The sequence below is a fragment of the Bacteroides sp. QWL-09 genome, assembly GCF_058683585.1.
The window spans coordinates 2781690-2807303 of sequence record NZ_CM178748.1 but is presented as its reverse complement, the minus strand read 5'-3'; the positions used below and the strand labels follow the sequence as shown (position 1 = coordinate 2807303).

At 41.2% G+C, this 25614-nt stretch carries 23 protein-coding genes; 4 read left to right on the top strand and 19 right to left on the bottom strand.

Annotation, left to right across the window (positions count from 1 at the left end; translation table 11 throughout):
• Window positions 1-10: 10 nt before the first annotated feature.
• The 11 genes from rnhB to rimP form a co-directional block, all read right to left on the bottom strand.
• Window positions 11-613: a ribonuclease HII gene (rnhB, locus tag AC4PG5_RS11130; protein WP_492028959.1), complete on the bottom strand. Its 603-nt coding sequence runs from the start codon at window positions 611-613 to the stop codon at window positions 11-13.
• Between the two features lie 118 nt (window positions 614-731).
• Window positions 732-2936 (bottom strand): sodium-translocating pyrophosphatase, encoded by a 2205-nt coding sequence (locus tag AC4PG5_RS11125; protein ID WP_492028958.1) that lies wholly within the window; start codon window positions 2934-2936, stop codon window positions 732-734.
• A gap of 176 nt (window positions 2937-3112) precedes the next feature.
• On the bottom strand, window positions 3113-3436 hold the full coding sequence (locus AC4PG5_RS11120) for a heavy metal-binding domain-containing protein (RefSeq protein WP_492028957.1): 324 nt from the start codon (window positions 3434-3436) through the stop codon (window positions 3113-3115).
• 120 nt (window positions 3437-3556) lie between these two features.
• Window positions 3557-4768 carry an aminotransferase class V-fold PLP-dependent enzyme gene (locus AC4PG5_RS11115; protein WP_492028956.1) on the bottom strand — a complete coding sequence of 404 codons (1212 nt, stop codon included), beginning with the start codon at window positions 4766-4768 and terminating at the stop codon, window positions 3557-3559.
• Window positions 4769-4799: 31 nt separating this feature from the next.
• Entirely contained in the window at window positions 4800-6143 is a 1344-nt protein-coding gene (gene sufD, locus AC4PG5_RS11110; RefSeq protein ID WP_492028955.1) for a Fe-S cluster assembly protein SufD, read from the bottom strand.
• Between the two features lie 2 nt (window positions 6144-6145).
• Window positions 6146-6898 (bottom strand): Fe-S cluster assembly ATPase SufC, encoded by a 753-nt coding sequence (gene sufC / locus AC4PG5_RS11105; RefSeq protein WP_492028954.1) that lies wholly within the window; start codon window positions 6896-6898, stop codon window positions 6146-6148.
• 60 nt (window positions 6899-6958) lie between these two features.
• Complete coding sequence (gene sufB / locus AC4PG5_RS11100) at window positions 6959-8416, bottom strand: Fe-S cluster assembly protein SufB (protein ID WP_492028953.1); 1458 nt, start codon at window positions 8414-8416, stop codon at window positions 6959-6961.
• On the bottom strand, window positions 8391-8918 hold the full coding sequence (locus AC4PG5_RS11095; RefSeq protein WP_492028952.1) for a CvpA family protein: 528 nt from the start codon (window positions 8916-8918) through the stop codon (window positions 8391-8393). The genes sufB and AC4PG5_RS11095 overlap by 26 nt, the downstream gene beginning before the upstream one ends.
• A 110-nt stretch (window positions 8919-9028) precedes the next feature.
• On the bottom strand, window positions 9029-12052 hold the full coding sequence (infB, locus tag AC4PG5_RS11090; protein WP_492028951.1) for a translation initiation factor IF-2: 3024 nt from the start codon (window positions 12050-12052) through the stop codon (window positions 9029-9031).
• Between the two features lie 103 nt (window positions 12053-12155).
• Window positions 12156-13415, bottom strand: coding sequence for a transcription termination factor NusA (nusA, locus tag AC4PG5_RS11085; protein WP_492028950.1), 1260 nt, complete (start codon window positions 13413-13415; stop codon window positions 12156-12158).
• Window positions 13416-13420: 5 nt separating this feature from the next.
• Window positions 13421-13888, bottom strand: a complete 468-nt coding sequence (gene rimP, locus AC4PG5_RS11080; RefSeq protein ID WP_492028949.1) for a ribosome assembly cofactor RimP — start codon at window positions 13886-13888, stop codon at window positions 13421-13423.
• 245 nt (window positions 13889-14133) lie between these two features.
• Between rimP and AC4PG5_RS11075 the strand changes: the two genes are divergently transcribed.
• The gene (locus tag AC4PG5_RS11075; RefSeq protein ID WP_492028948.1) at window positions 14134-14529 is read left to right on the top strand and encodes a hypothetical protein; all 396 of its coding nucleotides are present in this window, start codon (window positions 14134-14136) and stop codon (window positions 14527-14529) included.
• A gap of 8 nt (window positions 14530-14537) precedes the next feature.
• On the opposite strand, the gene AC4PG5_RS11070 is transcribed toward AC4PG5_RS11075, so the two are convergent.
• Window positions 14538-15245, bottom strand: coding sequence for a YgjP family zinc-dependent metalloprotease (locus tag AC4PG5_RS11070; protein ID WP_492028947.1), 708 nt, complete (start codon window positions 15243-15245; stop codon window positions 14538-14540).
• Window positions 15246-15405: 160 nt separating this feature from the next.
• Here AC4PG5_RS11070 and AC4PG5_RS11065 point away from each other — a divergent pair, with 160 nt between their 5' ends.
• Complete coding sequence (locus AC4PG5_RS11065; protein WP_492028946.1) at window positions 15406-16140, top strand: head GIN domain-containing protein; 735 nt, start codon at window positions 15406-15408, stop codon at window positions 16138-16140.
• A gap of 9 nt (window positions 16141-16149) precedes the next feature.
• Complete coding sequence (locus AC4PG5_RS11060; protein WP_492028945.1) at window positions 16150-16920, top strand: head GIN domain-containing protein; 771 nt, start codon at window positions 16150-16152, stop codon at window positions 16918-16920.
• 214 nt (window positions 16921-17134) lie between these two features.
• Here the strand turns inward: AC4PG5_RS11060 and AC4PG5_RS11055 are convergent, their stop codons facing one another.
• The 6 genes from AC4PG5_RS11055 to AC4PG5_RS11030 form a co-directional block, all read right to left on the bottom strand.
• On the bottom strand, window positions 17135-17614 hold the full coding sequence (locus tag AC4PG5_RS11055) for a PG0215 family putative anti-sigma factor (RefSeq protein ID WP_492028944.1): 480 nt from the start codon (window positions 17612-17614) through the stop codon (window positions 17135-17137).
• On the bottom strand, window positions 17604-18113 hold the full coding sequence (locus AC4PG5_RS11050) for a GFO_1088 family ECF-type sigma factor (RefSeq protein WP_492028943.1): 510 nt from the start codon (window positions 18111-18113) through the stop codon (window positions 17604-17606). The genes AC4PG5_RS11055 and AC4PG5_RS11050 overlap by 11 nt, the downstream gene beginning before the upstream one ends.
• 61 nt (window positions 18114-18174) lie before the next feature.
• Window positions 18175-18948 (bottom strand): acetylglutamate kinase, encoded by a 774-nt coding sequence (gene argB, locus AC4PG5_RS11045; protein ID WP_492028942.1) that lies wholly within the window; start codon window positions 18946-18948, stop codon window positions 18175-18177.
• Window positions 18949-18953: 5 nt separating this feature from the next.
• The gene (speA, locus tag AC4PG5_RS11040) at window positions 18954-20846 is read right to left on the bottom strand and encodes a biosynthetic arginine decarboxylase (protein ID WP_492028941.1); all 1893 of its coding nucleotides are present in this window, start codon (window positions 20844-20846) and stop codon (window positions 18954-18956) included.
• Between the two features lie 93 nt (window positions 20847-20939).
• Window positions 20940-21467, bottom strand: a complete 528-nt coding sequence (locus AC4PG5_RS11035; RefSeq protein ID WP_492028940.1) for a shikimate kinase — start codon at window positions 21465-21467, stop codon at window positions 20940-20942.
• 848 nt (window positions 21468-22315) lie between these two features.
• Window positions 22316-22918, bottom strand: coding sequence for a nitroreductase family protein (locus AC4PG5_RS11030; protein ID WP_492028939.1), 603 nt, complete (start codon window positions 22916-22918; stop codon window positions 22316-22318).
• A gap of 136 nt (window positions 22919-23054) precedes the next feature.
• On the opposite strand from AC4PG5_RS11030, the gene AC4PG5_RS11025 reads away from it, so the two are divergent.
• Complete coding sequence (locus tag AC4PG5_RS11025; RefSeq protein WP_492028938.1) at window positions 23055-23690, top strand: ribonuclease H1 domain-containing protein; 636 nt, start codon at window positions 23055-23057, stop codon at window positions 23688-23690.
• Window positions 23691-23774: 84 nt separating this feature from the next.
• Here the strand turns inward: AC4PG5_RS11025 and AC4PG5_RS11020 are convergent, their stop codons facing one another.
• Window positions 23775-25610 carry an ABC transporter ATP-binding protein gene (locus tag AC4PG5_RS11020; protein WP_492028937.1) on the bottom strand — a complete coding sequence of 612 codons (1836 nt, stop codon included), beginning with the start codon at window positions 25608-25610 and terminating at the stop codon, window positions 23775-23777.
• Window positions 25611-25614 lie beyond the last annotated feature (4 nt).

Below are 25614 nucleotides of genomic sequence, written 5' to 3'. Positions count from 1 at the left end.
ATTGTTTTTTTCAAAAAGAGAGTTTTAATTGCTGATCCCCCAATAGATTGAAAGTCATCCGATGATAAGCGGTCGTTCCGTGCTCGGCAATAGCCAAGCGATGTTTTTTGGTCGGATAGCCTTTATTGTGCGACCAATCGTATACGGGATATTCCTGATGAATCGCATTCATATAATCATCCCTATAGGTTTTTGCCAAGATAGAAGCAGCGGCAATAGATAGATACTTGCCGTCGCCCTTCACCACCGTAGTATGAGGAATTTCCGGATAGCTCTTAAAACGATTTCCGTCGATCAATAAATGCTGTGGTCTCACCTTCAGCTGGTCGACCGCCCGATGCATAGCCAGAAAAGAGGCATTGAGAATATTGATCTGATCAATCTCCTCAGGCGACACAACACCCACCCCCCAAGCAACCGCTTCTTTCTCGATCACCTCACGCAAGGCATAACGTTGTTTCTCGGTCAACTGTTTCGAGTCATTGAGTAAATCATTCCGAAAATCCGAAGGAAGAATAACAGCTGCAGCATAGACAGCACCGGCCAGACAGCCCCTTCCGGCTTCGTCACAGCCAGCTTCAATCAAGCCTTCATGCAAATAGGGTAATAGCATTGCTTCTTAATATTAAATAAAAATGAAAGCAAAGATAAAAATAAAAAATAAGAAAAAAAGACCGGCGACCAGAATCACTTCTAACCACCGGCACTCACAAACCCATATTTTTATTTGATTAAAATAAGCTCCAAACCACTGTTAATCCGGCCATGACTATAGAAACCATGCTCATTAACTTGATTAAAATATTAAGGCTAGGCCCTGAAGTATCCTTGAACGGGTCGCCAACGGTGTCGCCAACGATCGTTGCTTTATGCGTTTCACTGCCTCTGCCGCCAAAATGACCTTGTTCAACATGTTTCTTTGCATTATCCCAAGCTCCGCCGGCATTAGCCATAAATATGGCCAAAACAAAGCCACTACTCAATCCGCCAATCAAAAGGCCAAGCACACCCGGCACCCCAAACACTAATCCCATCAAGATCGGCGCAATAATAGCCATTAAAGAGGGTAGAATCATCTCTCGCTGGGCTCCTCTGGTCGAGATCGCCACACACCGTTCATAATCCGGCTCAACCTTACCTTCTAGAATGCCTTGTCTCTCACGGAACTGACGACGAACTTCGTCGACCATATGCCCGGCAGCACGCCCTACTGCGTTCATCGTCAACCCACAAAACAAGAAAGCCATCATCGAACCAATAAAGACACCGACCAGAACTTTCGGATTCATTAAGTTCACCTCATAGTAATTCATAAAATCGAAGAAGTTCGCCTGAGAAAGAGAGACCGACTTGCCATCAACAAACGTTAAGTCGACCATTCCAGAACGCGACAGTCCGATACGAATCTCTTCGATGTAGGAGGCCAGCAGGGCCAAACCGGTCAGCGCAGCCGAACCAATAGCGAACCCTTTACCAGTCGCCGCGGTTGTATTGCCTAAAGAGTCTAAAGCATCGGTACGCCGACGTACCGTTTCGCCTAAACCCGACATTTCAGCATTTCCACCGGCATTATCGGCTATCGGACCGTAAGCATCGGTAGCAAGGGTAATTCCCAAAGTAGACAGCATACCAACCGCTGCGATACCGATACCATAGAGCCCCATGCAGACATTCGAAAAGTCGCCTGCAGCAGCCAATAAATAGGAGGCAATAACCCCAGTTGCAACAGCGACAACAGGAATAGCAGTAGAAAGCATTCCTAAACCAATTCCTGAGATAATCACCGTAGCGGGGCCGGTTTGTCCACTCTCGCTTAGCCGCTGAGTTGGACGATAAGACTGCGACGTATAATATTCTGTAGACCGGCCGATAATCAATCCCACGACTAGTCCAACCACCACAGCCGATCCAATCCAGGCCCAATTATCTATTCCTAGTAACCACAAGATCAAATAAGTCGCTATAACGATCAGTAACGAACTCAGATTGATGCCAAACGACAGTGCGCCCAACAAATCTTTCATGGTGGCGTTCTCTTTCGTTCGCACCGCAAAGATGCCAATGATAGAAAGCAGGATGCCCACAGCAGCGATCAACATTGGAGCAATCACGGCCTTGTATTGCATCAAGGTATCGGTAGTATGAATATAAGCCGCTGCACCTAATGCAGCCGTGGCTAGGATGGAACCGCAATACGATTCGTATAAATCAGCTCCCATGCCGGCTACATCACCCACATTGTCCCCCACATTATCGGCTATCGTAGCCGGATTGCGAGGATCATCTTCCGGGATTCCGGCTTCCACCTTACCGACCAGATCGGCACCTACATCAGCAGCTTTGGTATAAATACCACCACCAACACGGGCAAATAGAGCCTGAGTGGAAGCTCCCATACCGAAAGTCAACATCGTGGTTGTGATTATACATAACTTGTGACTTGGAGTCAGCACGTCTGCAGGTATCACACTATTTAAAAGTAAATACCAGAACGAGATATCCAACAAACCCAAGCCAACGACGACCAAGCCCATCACTGCCCCACTTCGGAAAGCAATTTTCAAGCCTCCATTCAGCGATTCCCGAGCAGCATTAGCCGTACGCGCAGAAGCGTAGGTTGCTGTTTTCATTCCAAGAAAACCCGATAGTCCGGAAAAGAAACCTCCGGTAAGGAAAGCAATAGGCACCCAATTGTTCTGAACATGGAAAACGTAGGCCATCAAGGAGAAAAGTAGAACCAGGCCTAAAAAGACAAATCCAACAATTTTATACTGTTGCTTCAAATAAGACATCGCCCCTCGACGTACCGCAGCGGCAATTTTGATCATTTGAGGTGTACCCTCACTCTCTTTCATCATCTGCTTATAAAAATAAGCAGCAAAGCCTAATGCTAGAATAGATGCAAAAGGAATAAGCCAAAATAAAGTATTATCCATAGGATTTATGTCAGGTTACAAAGGATAAAAATATCTATTTTATACAAAAAACGCAAATAAAAAAACAGATTTTATACACTTTATCTTGGCTGGTTAGCTATAAAAAGAAAAAAACCTTCTTCTAGTTTTTCTCTTTCATAAAGAAAAGAACAGAAGAAGGTGATATAAATAATCAATTAATCTGCAATCAAAACGGCTGTTCCGGTAGCGGTAACCATTAACATACTACCATTTCCGCCAACAGTCTCATAGTCTAAATCCACTCCAATAACGGCATTGGCACCCATTGCAGAGGCTTGTTGTTGCATCTCACGAAGAGCGGTTTCTTTGGCTTCACGCAACACTTCTTCATAAGAGCCCGAACGGCCACCAACAATATCACGAATACTTGCAAATAAGTCACGAAAAACATTCGCACCGATAATCGTTTCACCAGAAACGATACCATAATACTTAACGACTTGTTTATTCTCAATTATAGGAGTAGTTGTAACTAACATAATATTTAAATTTTAGTTTCTTTATACTATTAGACGAACGAGAAACCTATAAGTTGCATCGGATTTCTTAAAAAAATAAAAACCGCCTAATATTAGACGGTTTTTTTATTTTCTATTGCGTTAGAACATCTTGCGAACTCGATCGATACCGGCAACTAGCCGATCAATCTCTTCCTTCGTATTGTAAATGCCGAAAGAGGCACGAACCGTTCCTTCAATGCCTAACCTTTGCATCAAGGGTTGGGCACAGTGATGTCCTGTACGGACAGCAATGCCTAAACGGTCGAGCAGAGTACCCATATCAAAATGATGGATATTCCCAACAAGAAAGGAGATCACTCCACCCTTATGCTCCGACTCACCATAGATCTTTAAATCCGGAATCTCTTTCAATCTCCGGGTGGCATAATCCAAAAGCATTTGCTCATAAGCGGCAACCTCATCCATACCAATAGCGGTCATGTAATCGAGAGCTTTAGCTAACCCTGTCGTGCCGATATAATCTGGTGTGCCGGCCTCAAACTTAAATGGAAGTTCATTGAAAACGGTTTTCTCGAACGAAACGGTTTGAATCATCTCTCCACCGCCTTGATAAGGGGGAAGGCGATCTAACCACTCCTCTTTACCATAAAGAACTCCAACGCCTGTTGGACCGTAAACCTTATGACCGGAGAAAACCAGAAAATCAGCATCTAGTTGTTGGACGTCAATTTTCATATGAGGAACCGATTGAGCAGCATCCAATAATATAGGAACATGGTGCGCATGAGCAATGCGAATGAGTTCCTGAACCGGATTAATGGTTCCAAGTACATTCGACACATGCGCAATGCTAACGACCTTTGTCTTGTCTGAGAATAGTTTCTCGTACTCATCGACAAGCAATTCGCCCTGATCGTTCATGGGTACCACCTTTATGCTTATTTTCTTTCGAGCAGCTAATAACTGCCAAGGGACAATATTGCTGTGGTGTTCCATCACAGAAACAATCACCTCGTCGCCTTCTTCCATGAAAGCTTCACCAAAAGAATAAGCAAAAAGGTTAATACTTTCGGTCGTTCCACGCGTAAAAACGATCTCATTCGTGCTACGCGCATTAATAAAGTTACGAACCGTTTCACGAGAGGCTTCATGCAATTCAGTGGCTTGTTGCGATAAGTAATGCACACCGCGATGAACATTGGCGTTAACCGAATAATATTCATCGACTATGGCTTCGACCACACAACGAGGCTTTTGAGTCGTCGCTCCATTATCAAAATAGACTAACGGCTTATCATACACCGTACGACTCAAAATCGGAAAATCTTCACGTATCTTTAGAATATCCACTTTCTACTAATTTAATATGACTCAACAGAGATTATTTGCAAATGGCACAACCATGGCACTTATTCAATTCACCTCTAAAACGTTTTTCTACAAGAAGGTGAAGACGATCTTTCAAAGCATCTATCCGGATATTGTCCACCACCTCATTGACAAAAGCAAACATCAACAATAAGCGAGCTTCTTTCTCCGAAACGCCTCTAGATCGCATATAGAACAAGGCCTTTTCATCCAATTGCCCTACAGTAGCACCATGAGAGCACTTCACATCATCAGCGTATATTTCCAATTGAGGTTGAGTGTACATCCGTGCATCCCTGGTGACACAAAGATTTCTATTGGTTTGTTGAGAGTTGGTATGTTGTGCATCCGGACGCACTAGAACAATGCCGGAGAAAGCCCCAACAGCTTGGTCGTCCAAGACATACTTAAATAGTTCATTGCTCGTACAACGAGGAACCATATGATCAATCGAAGTATAATTATCGACCTGCTGGTTCTTATCGGCAATCGCCATTCCACATAAGTTAATCTCAGCGTTCTCACCGGCAAGAGTCACCTTAGTCATATTGCGCGTGGTTCCGTTATGCAAAGTCACACCATTCAAGAGGACATTACTGTTCCGTTCCTGTTTAACATATAGGTTGTTTAAACGAACGGTGCGCGTATGAGTCTCCTCAAGTTCGTATAAGTCGAAAGTGGCATTCTCACCCACATAAGCTTCGATCACTTGAGTCGATAAGAAACGAACGTTATCCATCGCATGATCACAAATCAAGAAACGAGCCTGAGCTCCATCCTCAACGACTATCAGAATTCGACGATTAACCATAAAGTCAACATCTCCTCGCAGGACATTAACAAGTTGAATCGGCTTCTCGATCACTACATTTTTAGGAACATAGCAAAAAAGTCCATCTTGCACAAAAGTCGTATTAAATGCTGTAATGCCATCTTCAGAGGTTTCCGCCAACTGTCCATAGTACTGACTCACTAAATCCGGATATTGTTGGCTCATCTCTTTTAAGCTTCCAACAAGAACTCCTTCCGGTAAATGAGATTTAGGCAATGCCTGATCATAAAAAGAATCATTAACGACAAAATACAAGGATGTACTCATATTAGGGACGTCGCATTTGAAAACCTCATACGGGTTCACAGGGAGATCCAAACGGTTCAGATTCAGTCCGAAGTCCGGTTCAAAAAGACTTGCAACATTCGTGTATTTATACGTTTCTAGTTTTCGGGTAGGAAAGCCAAGATGACTAAAATCAGCAAAGGCCTTAGAACGTTTCAAATTAAGTACCTCAGAACTATGCTGACGTATCATACTTTCCGCCTGCGAAAAAAGGTCTATATATTGTTGTTCTACGCTCATCGTTATTCTCCTAATTCTTTCTTTATCCAATCGTATCCCTTCTCTTCAAGCTCAAGTGCCAATTCCGGACCAGCCGTCTTCACAATACGTCCTTTATACAAGACATGTACAATATCAGGCTTGATATAATCCAATAGACGTTGGTAGTGAGTAATGACAATGGTGCTTGTCTCGGCAGTCTTCAACTTATTCACTCCTTCTGCAACGATGCGCAAAGCGTCAATATCAAGTCCCGAATCCGTCTCATCAAGAATGCTTAAACGAGGCTCCAACATTGCCATCTGGAAGATCTCATTACGTTTCTTCTCTCCACCGGAAAACCCCTCGTTCACCGAACGATTAGCTAGTTTGTTATCGAGTTCAACAACCGCTCTTTTCTCACGCATTAATTTTAAGAACTCACTAGCCGTCAAAGCAGGTAAACCTTTATATTTTCTCTGTTCGTTAACAGCCGCGCGCATAAAGTTAACCATACTGACTCCGGGTATTTCCACCGGATACTGGAAACTTAAAAAGACACCTTCATGGCTACGATCTTCCGGAGACATCTCTAGAAGATTCTTACCATAAAATTGCACACTACCTTTAGTCACTTCAAAAGCCGGGTTTCCTACGAGCACAGACGACAAGGTACTTTTGCCCGATCCATTTGGTCCCATAATGGCATGTACTTCTCCTGGTTTTACAGTTAAGTTTATACCTTTTAATATATCTTTGCCATTAATGCTGGCACATAAGTCTTTTATCTCTAACATGATTTATTGACAGTTAATCTATTTATATTTCAATAATAATATAAGTTCAATCTTATAAGATCAGCCAACACTCCCCTCAAGAGAGATGGAAAGCAACTTTTGTGCTTCAACTGCAAACTCCATCGGTAGTTTGTTCAGTACTTCTTTGGCATAACCGTTTACAATCAGTCCAATGGCATCTTCGGTTGATATGCCTCGCTGATTACAGTAGAATATCTGATCCTCACTAATTTTACTTGTCGTTGCTTCATGCTCAACAACCGCAGTCTCATTATGAATATCCATATAAGGGAAAGTGTGTGCCCCACACTTATCACCAAGCAATAATGAATCACACTGGCTATAGTTACGAGCATTGTCTGCTTTCTCAGAAACACGAACGAGTCCACGATACGAGTTCTCGCTTTTTCCGGCAGATATCCCCTTACTGACAATCGTACTTCGGGTATTTTTGCCTAAATGGATCATCTTTGTTCCGGTATCGGCTTGCTGATAATTATTAGTCACAGCAACCGAATAAAACTCAGCTGTAGAATTATCACCAGATAAAATACAAGAAGGATACTTCCAAGTGATAGCCGACCCGGTTTCAACCTGCGTCCAAGAAAGTTTACTATCATTTCCTTTACAGATGCCGCGCTTAGTCACAAAATTGTAAACACCACCTCTACCTTCAGCATCACCTGGATACCAGTTCTGAACCGTGCTATATTTCACTTCTGCACGGTCATGAACCACAATCTCAACGATAGCAGCATGCAACTGATTTTCATCATGCATTGGGGCGGTACATCCCTCTAGATAAGAAACGTACGACTCATCATCCGCTATAATTAACGTTCTCTCAAATTGTCCCGTATTACGGGCATTTATACGGAAATAAGTCGAAAGTTCCATCGGGCATCTCACTCCTTTAGGAATATAGACAAAAGAACCATCTGAAAAAACAGCCGAGTTCAACGCTGCAAAAAAATTATCTCGGTAACCAACAACCGATCCCATGTACTTTTTAACCAAATCAGGATGTTCCCGAACAGCTTCGCTAAACGAACAGAAAATAACACCTTTTTCCATTAGTGTTTCTTTAAATGTCGTCTTCACAGAAACAGAATCCATCACTGCATCTACAGCAATACCGCTCAAGGCCATTTGCTCTTCCAAAGGAATGCCAAGTTTATTGAACGTTTTGATCAGTTCCGGATCGACTTCATCTAAACTCTTCGGAGCATCTTTCTTTTTTGTCGGATCGGCATAATAGGAGATCGCTTGATAATCAATCTCCGGTATTCTTAAATGAGCCCAAGTCGGCATCGTCATTGTCAACCAATGACGATAAGCCTTCAGTCTGAACTCTAAAAGCCATTCAGGTTCTTCTTTCTTTTGAGATATTAGGCGAATAACATCCTCATTTAATCCTTTATCGATAATTTCGGTATCCACCTCGGTTGTAAATCCATACTTATATCTTTCTTGAGTAAGGTCCTTTACATATTTATTTTGTTCTTCTTGCGGTGTCATCTTTCAATAAATATTGTTGAGTCATTTGTTTTGCGGCAGGTAAAAAGAGTCCTGCCATATTCTTCACTGGTTTATATAACAATGATGAGTTTCTATTTGTTTCACTAATCATATGACCTTTGGGATCAATAAAGTCAATCACATTAAGAAGCAGGCTCAACACAAGCGTGTATTTTAAAAGCCCTAAAAAGCTCCCTAAACACCGATTTAACCACCCCAGAGATATGGCTTCGATTGCTTTTGTCAAAATAGAAGCAACCAGAGCAAATAATAAAGGGACAGCAATCCATATCATCACAAAAGCAAGTATTTGAGCGACGTTCATAGAGTCTGTAACCGTCGGACAAAGTTGCTCTGCCAATGGTGTATAAAGCATCTTTGCAGCGATCAACCCAAGCATTAATCCCAAGAGTGATGATAACTGCTTAATAAAGCCAGCCATAAAGCCTAGGACTGAACCGGCAGCAATAATTATTAATATAATAATATCGATAGTCGTCATACTTAAAATAAAAAAGAATGTGCCAACACGTCAACTGACCGCGCTATATGATACCGCAAGGCAATTGGCATATTGGCACATTATGCGAAGCGCCACAAAATGGCATTGTATTACAATGTCTGTTTCACTTCTATTTCTTCAAAGGTTTCGATGATATCACCAACCTTTATATCACTAAAGTTCACCAAACTGATACCACATTCAAAGTTTGTACCAACTTCTTTAACATCATCTTTGAAACGTTTCAGAGCATTGATGTTTCCTGTAAATATAACAATACCATCACGTACCAAACGAGCCTTATCACTACGTTTCGCCTTACCTGATTTTACCATAGCTCCGGCAACAACACCAACTTTGGTGATATTATAAACCTCACGAACTTCAATATTAGATGTGATCTGTTCCTTAAGCTCAGGGGCCAACATACCTTCCATTGCAGATTTAACCTCTTCAATAGCGTCATAAATCACAGAGTATTTACGGATATCAACGCCTTCTTGTTCAGCCAATCGACCTGCAGAACTTGATGGACGTACTTGGAAACCAACGATAATTGCATCTGAAGCTGCAGCCAAAGAAACATCCGATTCAGAGATTTGTCCAACCCCTTTATGGATAACATTGACCTGAATTTGTTCAGTAGAAAGTTTAATTAATGAGTCACTCAACGCCTCAACCGATCCATCCACGTCACCTTTGACAATAATATTAAGCTCTTGGAAGTTACCCAATGCAATACGACGTCCAAGTTCATCAAGGGTAAGGATCTTCTGAGTACGTAAGCCTTGTTCACGTTGAAGTTGTTCACGCTTATTAGTGATTTCACGAGCTTCTTGATCTGTTTCAACCACATGGAAGGTGTCACCTGCAGCAGGAGCGCCATTCAAACCTAGAATCAACACCGGTTCAGCGGGACCTGCTTCTGTAACTCGTTGATTACGTTCGTTGAACATCGCCTTTACACGTCCATAACTAGTACCAGCAAGAACAACGTCTCCCATTTTCAAGGTTCCATTAGAAACCAAGATTGTAGCAACATAACCTCTTCCTTTATCCAAAGAAGATTCAATGATAGAACCCGTTGCGTTTCGATTCGGGTTAGCCTTAAGATCAAGCATTTCTGCTTCAAGCAAGACCTTCTCCATCAACTCTTTTATGCCAAGTCCTTGCTTAGCTGAAATATCTTGTGATTGATATTTTCCTCCCCAATCTTCAACTAAGAAGTTCATTGCGGCTAGCTCTTCCTTAATCCGATCTGGGTTGGCTGTTGGTTTATCAACTTTATTAATAGCAAAGACAATCGGTACTCCGGCCGCCATTGCATGGTTAATTGCTTCTTTGGTTTGAGGCATAACGTTATCGTCAGCTGCCACAATAATAATAGCGATATCCGTTACTTTCGCACCACGGGCACGCATCGCAGTAAAGGCCTCATGCCCAGGAGTATCAAGGAAAGTGATTCTTCTACCATCTTCCAACTTAACATTGTAAGCTCCAATATGCTGTGTAATACCTCCGGCTTCTCCAGCAATTACATTGGCTTTACGAATGTAGTCAAGTAATGAAGTCTTACCATGGTCAACATGACCCATCACAGTAACGATAGGAGCACGAGGTTTCAAATCTTCAGGAAGATCTTCTTCTTCAACAACAGCTTGTGCAACTTCTGCACTAACGTATTCAGTCTTATATCCGAACTCTTCAGCTACAAGATTAATGGTCTCTGCATCCAAACGTTGGTTAATAGACACCATGATACCAATGCTCATACAAGTTGCAATAACTTGGTTCACAGAAATGTCCATCATGCTAGCCAACTCGTTAGCTGTCACAAACTCAGTCAACTTAATAACCTTACTTTCGGCCATTTCTTGATTCTCAAGTTCCTGCATACGGTTAGAGGCTAACTCACGCTTCTCTTTACGATATTTAGACGCCTTATTTTTACCTTTGCTTGTTAAACGAGCTAAAGTCTCTTTTACCTGCTTAGCAACATCTTCTTCACTAACTTCCTGCTTAATAATCGGCTTTTTAAAGCGATCTTTGTTTTTCTTTCCTCCGGGCACAGGTTTAGGAGATTGAGGATGAGGTCTTTGGTTAGAGGTCGGCTGATTTGAAACGACATTATTGACATCAACTTTTTCTTTATTGATACGTACACGTTTCTTCTTGTTGCCATGAGCATCAAGATCTTTATTGACTCCCTTAGACGGCTTATTATCATCCTTGCGGATTTCCTTGATAATAGCCTCTTTCATTTGCTTTTTCTGATCTTGACGAAGCTTTTCCTTTTCTTCACGTTCGCGACGTTTCTCTTCCTTGGATTTTTTCTTAGGACGAGTCGATTGATTTAAGGCTGCTAAATCGATTTGACCAATAACATTAATTTTCGCTCCTAATTCAGGCTTGCGAATTGTAAACACTTCATTTTCCACTGAAGCATCTACTCCATTTTGAGATGTTTCCTCCGATTCCATTGGCACGTTTTCCTCTTTCTTCATAAGAGTGGGCTCTTCTTGTATTTTCTCTTCTTTCTTTTTTTCCACAATCTCTATTACCTCCTGCAAGTTTTCCTTGATTGGCTTTTCTTGATTATTCTGAGGCTCATTTCTCACAACATCAGAAGACTCTTTAATCTTCAATTCGTTTTCATTGGACTTATTATCCACTGGTTCGTCATGAGCAACGTTCGATTCTTTGACAGAAACTTGAGATTGAGTTTCAGTTGTTTCTATTTCACTAATCGCCTCTGCATTTTTCTCTACTTTGCGATTATTTAATTTTTCTAAATCAATTTTTCCGACAGGTTTAAACTTTGGGCGTGCCTCTTCAGGTACGACAGTTTTAATTACCTCATTAGCCTTTACAGCCTCAGGTTCTTTACTGTAGTCATCAATCGAGACCGAAGCTTTGTTCCGATCTTTATTTTGACGTTCCTGAATAAAACGCTCAGATTCAAGTCTAAGATTTTTATCTGTACTAAACTCTTTCACGAGCATAGCATACTGCTCTTCACTAATTTTCGTATTAGGATTGGCCTCAACAGTATATCCTTTTTTCTGCAAAAATTCAACCACTGTAGTAATCCCTACGTTTAAATCTCTTGTAACTTTGTTTAACCTTATCGTCATACTTTAAATTTAATGAATAAATGAAGCGAAGAAGCTTATTAGGAAAAGACGTCAACCATATTCACAATAGTCTCTCCTTAAAATCCGAAGTATTTCACCTTGTTTACTCTTCTTCAAACTCCGATTTCAAAATGCGTAATACCTCATCCACCGTTTCTTCTTCCAAGTCAGTCTTCTCGATCAACATCTCACGAGATGCATTCAAAACGCCTTTTGCTGTATCAAGCCCAATCGATTTGATTGCCTCGATAACCCATGCGTCAATTTCGTCTTTGAACTCATCCAGATAAATATCCTCATCATCTGTTTCACCATCCAACTCACGGAATACATCAATGGTGTATTCAGTCAACATACTGGCTAATTTAATATTTAAGCCACCTTTACCAATAGCCAACGAAACCTCTTCCGGCTTCAAGAAAACCTCAGCTTTACGTTCTTCCTCATTCAAACGAATGGAAGAAACTTTAGCCGGACTTAGAGCACGTTGGATAAATAATGAAATATTAGACGTATAATTAATAACATCTATATTCTCATTGCGCAACTCACGAACGATACCATGAATACGGCTCCCCTTTACTCCGACACAAGCCCCAACCGGGTCAATTCTGTCATCATAAGATTCTACCGCAATCTTGGCTCTTTCTCCTGGAATACGAGCAATCTTTTTTATAGTGATCAACCCATCATTAATTTCTGGTACCTCCACTTCGAATAAACGCTGCAAAAAGACAGGCGAGGTACGTGAAAGAATAATTTTGGGATTATTGTTTTTATTATCGACGCGAGCCACAACAGCACGTGCTGTTTCACCTTTACGATAAAAGTCAGAAGGAATTTGTTCAGTCTTTGGCAATAGCAATTCGTTTCCTTCATCATCAAGAAGAAGTATCTCCTTTTTCCAAATTTGATAAACCTCAGCACTTATAATTGAGCCAACTTTATCAATATATTTATTATAAATACTATCTTTCTCTAATTCAAGAATCTTAGATGCCAATGTCTGACGAAGATTCAGAATAGCACGACGACCAAATTTTGCAAAAATCACCTCATCGGTAACTTCTTCTCCCACTTCATACGATGCATCAATCTTTTGTGCTTCACTTAAAGAAATCTGCATATTCGGATTTGTCAAGTCTTCATCTGCCACAACTTCACGATTACGCCAGATCTCAAAATCGCCTTTATCCGGATTAACGATAACATCGTAATTTTCATCGGTGCCAAACATTTTCGTGATCACGCTACGGAACGATTCTTCAAGTACACTAACCATCGTTGTCCGATCAATATTCTTCAGTTCCTTAAATTCCGAAAATGTATCAATCAAGCTGATTGTTTCTTCTTTCTTGGCCATAACTTCTATTTAAAACTAATTAAGTATTTAGTATATTTTATTTGTTCATACGTAAAGACCTCATCCTCGTCAACGAGTTTCGGTCGCTTTGCTCCCTCAGGTTTCACCTTCTTTTGAGCAGTCAGAATAAACTTTTCTTCATCAGCATCCTTAAGAACACCAACCAATTTACGACCGTCTTTTGCCAAGACTTCAACCTCTTGTCCAATATGAATGTAATATTGTTGCAAAACTTTAAATGGTTGTCCAATACCAGCAGAGCCTACTTCAAGTTCATAATCTTCTTCCTCACGATTAAGTTTCGATTCGATATAACGACTCAACTCAACGCAATCTTCAATCCAAACGCCTTCTGCATGGTCAATTTCAACAACGATCTTATCATCGGGACTAACATTCACCTCTACCAAAAAGTAGTCTTTTCCTTCCAACCACTCTTCAACAATCTGACAAATAGTTCTTTTTTCTATCATTGATTAACTATTAAGAACAAAAAAAGGAGCTTTATCGCCCCTCCACCTTTCATCCAATTCGACTGCAAAGATATAAATAATCTGTTCGATTACAAAATATTAAAGAAAAAAAGATAGAATTAGATTAAGAGAGACAAACCATTACAAATACAATTCCATCACGTCAAGAAAAAGAGTCTTTATGTTTCTTTGAGACCAGGCTCTTTTTTCATATCTTTACCACTCATTCACTAAAAAAGCTTTTTATGGCACATCGTCTGAATACAAATAAGCAATTTATGGTCGGCAACGGCATTCTTGCATTTGCCGTTATATTTGTTGTTGTACTTTTTGTTTATATGAGCATGAAGCTACAACAAGACAAACAAGGAAGACATCGATTCACCGAATCCTATACGCTTTCGCTCACTAAAGGATTCGTAGACGACTCCATTTCTCTCTTTATCAACGATAGCTTAATCGCTGTAGAACGAATTAAAGAAGAGCCTTACTCCATAAACGTTAACCGTTTTGCAGAACAAAACCTTCTAATGATTGTCGATCATAAGACAGATCTCAGCACCTCATTCGCATTAAGTGAAAAAGGAGGTTCCTACCGATTTGAGAAAAGAGAAGGCAATATTGTATTATTAGGAGAATAGCTTTTTTATCAAAACGTTGTCCGATACCGCTTCAGGTCTTGACGCAGCGCCATTGCCGATCCAGACATCGACTGATCTAAAAGCGCCCAAAAAGCATTACCATGATTCATCTCAACGGTATGACAAAGTTCATGCAATAGCACATAATCAATAAGAGCTTCAGGAAGAGTCAACACATATAAAGATAAGTTTATATTCTTATCAGCAGAGCAACTCCCCCATCGTGTCTTACTGCGATTGATCTTCACCGTTCTAAACGAAAGATCCCTAGAACGGGCCAACTGCGCCAACTTCAAGGGAAGAATCTGTTGAGCTCGTTCGCGAAGGATTTCTTCCACAACCTTCGACAGCCATGTTTGAACATGATGCTCTTCAAAATTGGTTTTTTGAGGACAGACCACTTCAATCATTCCAGGGGTATCCTTACGCACAAAAAAACGGTCAACCTGCTCTTCTACAAAAAACAAACAGAAGTAGGGCGTTTTCAACCGAAAGGATAAATCAATCATTCTTCTAGAATATTTTTGCATCTGATCGAGCAATCGTGGACGCATCTTCCCAATCACGTTTAGTAATTCATCTTTTCTACAGCCAACCGGTACAGTAACACATAACCCAGAATCTTTCGATCTAAAAGTCAAACGTTTAGCCCGAGGATTCACCATTACCTTCACTTGTCCAAGTTCATCATCCTTAATATAATAACATTGTGTCATACCGTCTTAGTTATCTACCCACCATTTGTGTTGCAAAAATAGATAAATAAGCTCAAAATCAACTTTTTTTCTTTATCTATAAAAAAAAAGAGATTTAAAATGCAACTTTTCACCCCCCAGCCTCGTCTAAAATACAAATAACTAAAAAAACAAGAATGATATGAAGACCTTATTTAAAGTGATAACAGTTTGTGTGCTAACGATAGGATTTATTAGCAGTTGCACCCTTTATCAGGGCGATTCAATCAAACCTAGCAAAAATCGGATCACAAGAACTTATCGAGTAACCGATTTCAATAAAGTAGAGATTAACACCGTCGCAGATGTTAACTATCGACAATCAACAGACGGCGCCGTATCTGTAGAAATAAATGGTTCGGACAACATTGTCGCCCTCATGAAAGTCAATGTAAAAAACAATCTATTAACCATCAGCGCATCAGAGAAATTCAGATTAAACAAGAAAAACGTCACGATCAGCATCATTTCGCCACAACTAAATTCTGTATCTTTTAAAGGTGTAGGAAACTTTTCGGTCAAAGATTCTCTAATAGTCGATGATCTTTACATGGAGAATAAAGGAGTAGGAGATATTTTTGTTGATCATTTAAGAGGAAACAAAGTAACCATATACTCCTCAGGAGTTGGAAATGTAACCCTAAAAGGAGAGGTCAACGAAGCTTACCTAAATTCGAAAGGAGTCGGCAATATCCAAGCCGAAAGTCTAATTGCCAATAAAGTTGATGCCCATGCCAAAGGAATAGGCGACATTAAGTGTTACGCCACAAGTGCCATCAACGCTTCTAGCAAAGGGATTGGGAGTATCAGCTACAAAGGTAACCCTTCTATGAAGAACATCAATAAAAAAGGTATTGGAACCATTAGCCACAACTAATAAAAGAAGATGATGACTAGAAAAATAATATATACCGTATTAGCTTTATGGCTAATCAACCTGACCGCCTACTCGCAAAGCCATTCAAAAAGGAATTCACAGTTTGTGACTCAAACCGTTCAAGTCTCAAATTTCAAAGGAATAACGATTTTAGGAAGTGCAGATGTGTTATACAAACAGACTCCAGGCAAGCAGCAAGTTGAAATATACGCTTCTAAAAACATCATTAATGATGTAGAAGTTAAAGAAATCAATGGGATTCTGACTATTCAGACAAAGAACAAAATGCATTGGTTTAAGAACAGCCGATTAGAAGTAAGGGTTTGCAATCCAGGGATCAACTCCATAACGATAAACGGCTCAGGAGACATCAGACTCCTAAACGGATTAAAAATAACCAAGGATCTCATGATGAGAATCAAGGGCTCGGGTGATCTCTACGCCAAAAGACTGATCTCCAATAAGCTAGATTTATCCATCAATGGATCGGGCGACATGAATCTGGCAAACATCAAAGCCCACACCGTATTGGCAAACATTTTCGGATCGGGAGATATCACTCTTACAGGCGAAGCCTATGACGTCGGATTATACAGCCATGGATCAGGAGACATTGATGCCACCAGACTTAAGGGGCAACGCGTCACCTCTCAAATTAACGGATCTGGAGATATCGACTGTTATGCCGTTCAACATCTAAACATGCGAGTCAATGGCAGTGGAGATTTAAACTACAAAGGACATCCCAAAGAAGTCATCTCCAACAAACGTAAAAGATAGATCAAAACAACTCTCTTAATTACTATATAACATTGCAAGATCCAAGAGAGAAATCTCTTGGATACTTATCTCACAAAAAAGGCTACAACGGGATGTTGCAGCCTTTTTTATTTCGTTAGCTTTCAATGAAATTCTTCATATGAAACTTCACAGTCTCAAATAGGTTGTTTTAATTAAGCACACTAACTATATATACTAAAGTAAATGAAAAATTCTATTTATTCATAAGCTCAACTTTAGACTCTTTCTTCAAAGAATCTGCCAATTGCCCATGCTCTAATTGTACGCCATCAGAAATAGCGACTGAAGGTGTTGTCACCTGTTTCCCGATCGTATCTGCCGCCATCACACTCTTATCATTTCCCGGTAAAGAACGTTGAGCCAAATTACCCAACAACAACACCACAGCTACAGCAGCTGCTGCCTTTGCGATGGGCATAAAGCGAGTAACAAAAGTGATTTTCCTAGCTTTAACAACCGGCATCTCAACCTGAGCCAAAATACGCTGTTCAAAATCGTCACTAATCCTCACCTCTTCTTGGAGGCGTTGATAAACAAATATCTCTTTATATTGAATCAAATGAGCAGGGACGTCTTCTGATAAAAAGAAGTCACGCAAAGCCTTCTCTTCAGATAGAGAAGTTTCGCCATTCCAATAATGCTCCAAAAGCTGTTCAATAGATTTACAATCCATATTTTTCAATATCTAAGAATCTTTGTTTTACTTTTTGTCTGGCCCGAAAGAGATTCACTTTTACTTGCTCCTCGGTCAAGCCTAAAACAGATGCTATAGTTTTGTAGCTCTCGCCTTCGATATCCCTCAATTGTATAATCAAGCGTTGTTTCTCAGGAAGTTCATTCACCAACTTATTAATCAGCTCCAACTTTTCGTCCTGTACCAAGCGCTCGTATGGGTTCAACAGATCAGCCTGTTCTTCCATCGCCGGAGTAATTGGAACATTAGAAGCTTCTTTTCTTTGACTACGATCAATCGCCAGATTTCTAGCAACCACCAAGCAATAAGCTTCTACAGAACCAAAGGAACTCCATTCCTCACGCTTTGACCAGACACGAATCATAGTATCCTGAACGACATCCTCAGCCTCTGCTCTATCTAGAGTAATCCTGAGTGCCAAACGAAAGAGCTTATCTTTCAGAGGTAAAATATCGTCTCGGAAGCTAATTTCTTGCATCTCTATAATAATGACGAACGTGTCGATTAAAAGTTACACCTTTGCTAAAGAAAAATATGAATTATTTTTTGATACGAGTTCCTCCGGATAAATAGAAGGCTGACGCAGAAGTAATTACCACCTCTTTCACCCCGGCATTTATTGCGCGAAAAGAATTTTCTAATTTAGGAATCATTCCTCCTTGTATGATACCTTGAGCGACATAATCGTCGAACATAACCTGATCAAGCTCAGGGATAACGCTCCCTTCATCGTTAGCATCACGCAATACCCCACTCTTCTCGAAACAATAAATTAATGTCACCTCAAAGAGCGACGACAACGCTTTAGCGACCTCACCGGCAATCGTGTCCGCATTAGTATTTAACAGATGCCCCTCACCATCATGAGTCAGGGGAGCCATAATAGGAGTCACGCCCTTACAGATAAGATCGGACAAGACCGTGATATCAACCGCCTCCACGTCACCTACAAATCCATAATCCACCTCCCCAACAGGACGTTTTATCGACCGTATGACATTCAAATCAGCTCCGGTCAACCCTAATGCATTCACTCCACGTTGTTGCAAGCCGACCACAATATTTTTATTAACGAGTCCGCCATAAACCATGGTGACCACCTTGAGCATCTCCTCGTCGGTCACCCGGCGACCGTTCACCATCCGACTTTCGACACCAAGCAAAGAGGCTATTTTTGTAGCCGAGCGTCCACCACCGTGAACCAAAATCTTATGCCCCTTAATCGAAGCAAAGTCACACAACAATTGTTCGAGTGAGGCCTGTTCTTCAACAATGGCCCCACCGACTTTAATTATGGTTAGTTTTTCCTTCATGACGCTTACTCCAAATACGTGTACCCATACAATCCGGAGCGGTAATTCGACAAGAACTCCTTGCCCTCTTCAACAGAAATCTTACCTTCCTTGACGGACTTCGTCACCCATGTTTCTAACGTACGAACTAGTTTCTTAGGATTATATTGCACATAATCGAGAACCTCGGCCACCGTTTCACCATCAATGATCTGTTCGATGGTATGTCCCTTCTCGCTGACAGAAACGTGAACCGCATTCGTATCACCGAATAGGTTATGCATATCTCCCAAGATCTCTTGATAAGCCCCAACCAAGAACACAGCCAAATAGTAAGGCTCCTTGCTTTTCAACGCATGAACCGGCATATAATGAGCCACATTCCGAGTCGAAATAAAGTTGGCTATTTTACCATCCGAGTCGCAAGTGATATCTTGTAATGTCGCCGAGCGATCAGGCTTCTCATCCAAACGTTGAATCGGCATAATCGGGAAGATCTGATCAATCGCCCAAGAGTCTGGCAACGACTGAAACAAAGAGAAGTTACAGAAGTATTTATCAGCCAACAACTTCGACATGCTTCTAAATTCATCAGGTGCATGTTTAAGTCCTTGAGCAATCTGATTAATTTCACGAGTGATCGACCAATACAACCGTTCGATTTGCGCACGAGTCTGCAAGTCCACAATACCGTGACTAAACAAATCGAGTGCCTCTTCGCGGATCTGCTGAGCATCGTGCCAAGCTTCAAGCATCTTGTTCTGATTCAGCGTATCCCAGATGCCATAAAGTTCTTGAACCAACTCATGTGCATCTGCAGGAATTTCCTCTTCATCATCCCATTCCGGTAAAGTCGCTGTTTCGAGCACCTCAAAGATCAATACAGAATGATGAGCCGTCAATGCGCGCCCACTCTCCGTGATAATATTAGGATGAGGGATATCATTCTTGTCACTCGCATCCACCAAAGTTGAGATCGAGTCGTTGACATATTCCTGAATAGAGTAGTTCACACTGCTCTCACTGCTCGACGAACGCGTTCCGTCATAATCCACCCCAAGTCCGCCGCCAATATCGACAAACTCCACTTTAAAGCCCATCGCATGCAACTGAACATAAAACTGAGAGGCTTCACGTAAAGCGGTTTTAATACGACGAATCTTCGTCACCTGGCTACCAATATGGAAATGAATCAATTTCAGACAATCTTTCATATTCTTAGCCTCAAGGAAGTCTAAAGCTTCAAGGAGTTCACTCGACGTCAAGCCAAACTTGCTAGCATCACCGCCTGATTCTTCCCACTTTCCGCTACCGGAAGAGGCTAATTTGATTCGAATACCGATATTCGGCTTCACATTCAACTGCTTAGCCATCTTGGCAATGAGTCTTAACTCATTCATCTTCTCAACAACCAAAAAGATGCGTTTTCCCATTTTTTGAGCAAGCAAAGCCAGCTCAATATAACTTTCATCTTTATAACCGTTGCAAATAATCAAAGAGTCAGAATCCGTATTTACCGCAATAACGGCATGCAGTTCCGGTTTTGAACCGGCCTCTAAGCCCAAATTAAACTTCTTTCCATGGCTGATAATCTCTTCAACCACAGGGCGCATCTGATTAACTTTGATGGGATAAATAATAAAATTTTGTGCTTTATAACCATACTCTTCTGCCGCTTGTTTAAAACAGTGAGATGTTTTCTCAATACGGTTATCCAGGATATCCGGAAAGCGAACAAGCATTGGTGTAGCTACATCACGCAATTGTAATTCATCGACCAATTCTTTTAGGTCAACGCCAACACCATCTTTTCTCGGTGTCACCACCACATGCCCTTTGTCATTTATACCAAAGTAAGAAGTACCCCATCCATTGATGTTATAGAGTTCCTCTGAATCTTCAATACGCCATTTTCTCATTTTCTGTATTCGGAATTTATAATTTATTAATGAGGGGCAAAAATACTGATTAATCTATTAATTTCGGCAGTATATGATTAGATTTTATCATTTTTATAGCCTTAAAAGTGAACATAAGCGATTGACGGAAGTCGTAATTTGTTCGCGATCTTCCAATTCATCGGCATTAAAGACATATTGCGCTTTTTTATAAAAAACGTCTCTTTTTTGAAGCGCATTGATAATAAACGCCATAAGTTCGTCATCTTCTTTGTTTTGCAAGATCGGCCGTTGTTGTTTAGCCACCCGCAAACGGCGAAAAAGGACTTCGGGACAAACATTCAAAAACACCGTTTGCCCGACACGATTCATAAAGTCCATATTATCGAAGAAACAAGGGGCTCCTCCACCGGTCGAAATGATGACATCCTCAAACTCACCGACCTCGTGAAGCATCTTTTGCTCTAAGAGCCTAAACGCTTCCTCGCCCTGTTCCTTAAACAAATCACCGACACTTTTATGCAAACGTTCCTCAATATACCAATCTAAATCGACGAAAGATATATTCAAATGCCGTGCAAGAGCCTTTCCTAAAGTGGTTTTTCCGGCTCCCATATAGCCGGTCAAAAAAATCCGAATCATACTATTCATGTTTGATCAAGCAAAAATAATGATTACCTCGACTTCAACGAAGGAAAAGCCTCAAAAAGAGTCGGAAACCCTCGAAAAAGATGTTTAGGTTCCTTCTTCTCTTCCACGCCGTGACTTATATCTTTTCTGCATAAGACTTGCAGGAACTCTTCATAACACACACAGCAATAGCAGCTATACGCATAAGATGTAAAGGGAATGTGCAAATAAGCACTGATTACACGTTCATTGATATTCAACCCAACGTCCTGCTCCTCTCTCACAGCCCAAAGAGTCGCTGTGACACGTCACTTAATGGTTAGCTTATTAAGATTAGCGGTTAGCTTAAGCCCATTTATTGAGCCCTCGTTCGAGGGCTCTTCGGTTTTCCTTCGAGGGCTCATGGGTTCTCGTTCGAGGGCCGATCAGCCTTCGAACGAGGGCTCAACAAAGCAAAGGGCAATAATCACTAAAAGAGTCATCTCAGACGATTAATTGCATCTCAGAAACAGATAATCTCATTGCCTCAAATCTGCCACCCACTATAGTACCATCAGGCCAAACAAGCCTCTAAAAAGACAACGCTTCCCTTCGTCTCTTTATTAGCCTTCCGGATCAAAGACAACCGCAGTCATTAACGAGACACAAGTATGGGACGATGCTCAAAAAGTGTGGGATAATGTTAGAAAGTGTGGGATAAAAGTCAAAAAGAGCACCTCCCACACTCTCTTGAATACCCGATGAAGAAAGTTTTTCGAGAAAAAAGAGTGAGAGAGGTGTGAGATAAACAACATTTTTATTTCTCCGGAGAGAGAAGATATAGGTCTGTTGTCTATAAAGAAATAGGTCAGAACAGCGACTTATTTAAAGACCTTCAACCGATCCGCCATCGGCAAAAAGCTCTTAGGATCGGGCTTCTGAAGAGGAACGCCAAAAGGCATCTGAGCAATTAAAGTCCAATTCCAATCCAAGTTAAATGTTTCGTGCACCTCTTTATCAATGATCGGATTGTAATGTTGCAGAGAAGCCCCAAAACCAACATCCTCCAACATAGCCCAGACCGCCAACTGCAACATACCCGAGCTCTGCAACGACCATTCCGGGAATCGTTCACTGTAAGGTGGAAATTTCGTCTGCAGGCCTTTAACCACCGATTGGTCTTCAAAGAATAGAACCGTCCCATAGCCCGAAGCAAAACAATTCTCAATCTTTTCTTCAGTCTGCCTAAACGCTTCGGTAGACAGTCGTTTCTGTAAGGTTCGCTTCACAATGCTCCACAACCGTTTGTGATGTTCGCCCAGGAGTAGCACCACACGGGCCGATTGGGAATTGAACGGAGACGGCGTATGAGCAATAGCTGTTTCTAGAATATCCTGAATCACGCTGTTATCAATAGGCGACTGATTGGTTATCGAATAATAGGACCGGCGATGCATGAAAGCCTCTTTAAATGTCTTTTCCATATTCATCCTTTCTCTAAAAATTAATAATCGAAACGTAATAAAACAACAAAGGCTATCTCTCGTTTGTTCGAATATTAGCTATCTTTGCAAATCGACAGTCAGATTAATGTGATTAAATAACGATATTAAAAGAGCAATGGCAAAGCAGAAGTATTATGTAGTATGGAAAGGCGTATGCCCCGGGATTTATACCTCATGGACCGACTGTCAACTTCAAATCAAGGGGTATGAAGGGGCTAAATATAAATCGTTCGAAACCCATCAAGAAGCCGAACAGGCTTTTGCTTCTTCTCCTTTTGAGTATATAGGAAAGAGAGTTTCGGCAACAAGCACCGGAAAAGGTCAGCCAACCATTCTCCACACTGCAATCATCGATAATAGTCTTGCAGTAGATGCAGCCTGTAGTGGTAATCCGGGACCGATGGAATATCGGGGGGTTTATGTAGCCAACCGTCAGCAACTCTTCCATTTCGGACCGGTCAGGGGCACCAATAACATTGGCGAATTCTTGGCTTTAGTACATGGCTTGGCTCTCATCAAGCAACAAGGCTATAATATTCCGGTGATTTACAGCGACAGTGTAAATGCGATCAACTGGGTAAGGAACAAAAAATGCAAAACAAAATTAGAGCGTACACGAACAACCGAGGAGCTTTTCTTGATGATTGAGCGTGCAGAGAAATGGCTAAAGGAAAATAGCTACACCACTCACATTTTAAAATGGGAAACCAAAATCTGGGGAGAAATCCCGGCAGATTTTGGTCGTAAATAAAAGTCGTTTATCAGGCTAAAATCTCTTGACTTTCCGAGCAGAAAGTTCTATTGAGGAAGCTTAAACCTTTTCTTACTAAAGCAATTATAAAGCCTGCATGTCATTGAGTCGTTTATAATATCCATTCAACTCAATCAGTTCTTCGTGACGTCCACGTTCCACAATTTCTCCTTCATAAAGCACACAAATCTCGTCTGCATTCTTAATAGTCGACAGACGGTGAGCAATCGCAATCGTCGTACGTGTTTTCATCAAGCGCTCCAGAGCCTCTTGCACCAAGCGTTCAGACTCAGTATCTAAAGCAGAAGTGGCCTCATCAAGGATCAAAATCGGTGGATTCTTCAAGATAGCACGGGCAATACTAATACGTTGACGCTGTCCGCCCGACAGTTTACTGCCTCGATCACCAATATTTGTCTCATAACCTTCCGGTTTCTCCATAATAAAATCATGAGCATTTGCAATCTTTGCCGCCTCAACAACTTGCTCCATTGTTGCATTTTCAACACCAAAAGCAATATTATTAAAGAACGTATCATTAAACAAAATCGCCTCCTGATTCACATTACCAATCAGACTACGCAAATCTTTAAAACTCGTCTCTTTAATATTAATACCATCAATTAAGATCGCTCCGCCAGTCACATCATGATAACGAGGTAAAAGATCGACCAAGGTTGATTTTCCAGACCCGGATTGTCCCACAAGAGCGACCGTTTTCCCTTTACCAACCGTCAGATCGATATTTTTCAAGACCTCTCGTTGACCGTCATAGGTAAATGATACGTTCTTGAACTCCACCTTATCGGTCAACTGTTTTATCGGTTTGGGATGTTCAATCTCTTTAATATTATTCGGAGCTTTTAAGATTTTATCGACACGTTCCATAGAAGCTAGCCCCTTCGGGATATTATAACCAGCTTTAGCAAAGTCCTTCAATGGATTAATCACGCTATAAAGGATAACCATATAAAAGATGAACGTCGGTGCATCCAACACAGAACTTTTGCCCAAGATCAATGCTCCACCAAACCAAAGCACAGTCACAATCAAGAGGGTGCCCAGAAACTCACTCATTGGATGAGCCAAGGCTTGACGCATAGCCACCTTATTCGTTGCCGTGCGCAACTCGTTACTGCATTTAGCAAAACGATTCACCATCTTCTCTTCGGCAATAAAAGCCTTGATGATACGCAGACCACCGAGTGTTTCCTCCAGTTGAGACATCGTATCACTCCATTTTCCCTGAGCTTCTAGAGATTGACGTTTAAGTTTTTTTCCGATCTTGCCCATTAGCCAGCCCATACCTGGAAGTACAAGAAAGGTGAAGAGGGTCAACTGCCAACTCGTAACAATCAACGTCGCAAAGTATAGAATGATCAGAATCGGATTCTTCATCAACATGTCTAATGAGCTCGTAATTGAATTCTCTACTTCACCCACATCACCGCTCATACGAGCAATAATATCCCCTTTCCGTTCTTCCGAGAAAAAGCCAAGGGGTAAATACATCACTTTCGAATAGACCATGATGCGAATATCACGAACTACACCGGTACGTAATGGGATCATCACAGCCGAAGAAGCAAAATAACATCCAGTCTTCAAGAGAGTCATGACAGCCAAGAAGACACCTAAGAAAAGCAACGTAGTCGAAGGTCCGTTGACGGTAATCATCTGTGAGACATAATAATAGAAGTTATTCACGGCAACATCTTTAAGACCTGCACTACCCCATTCCATGTAGTGATAAACTTGAGCCTCAGCTCCAGTCTTAAATAGGATATTCAAGATTGGGATTAATAATGTGAAAGAAAAGACATTAAAAACAGCCGACAAGATATTGAGCAATACAGCCCATCCGATGAATTTTTTATAAGGCGACACGAAACGTCGCATCAATTGCAGGAATTCCTTCATTGTT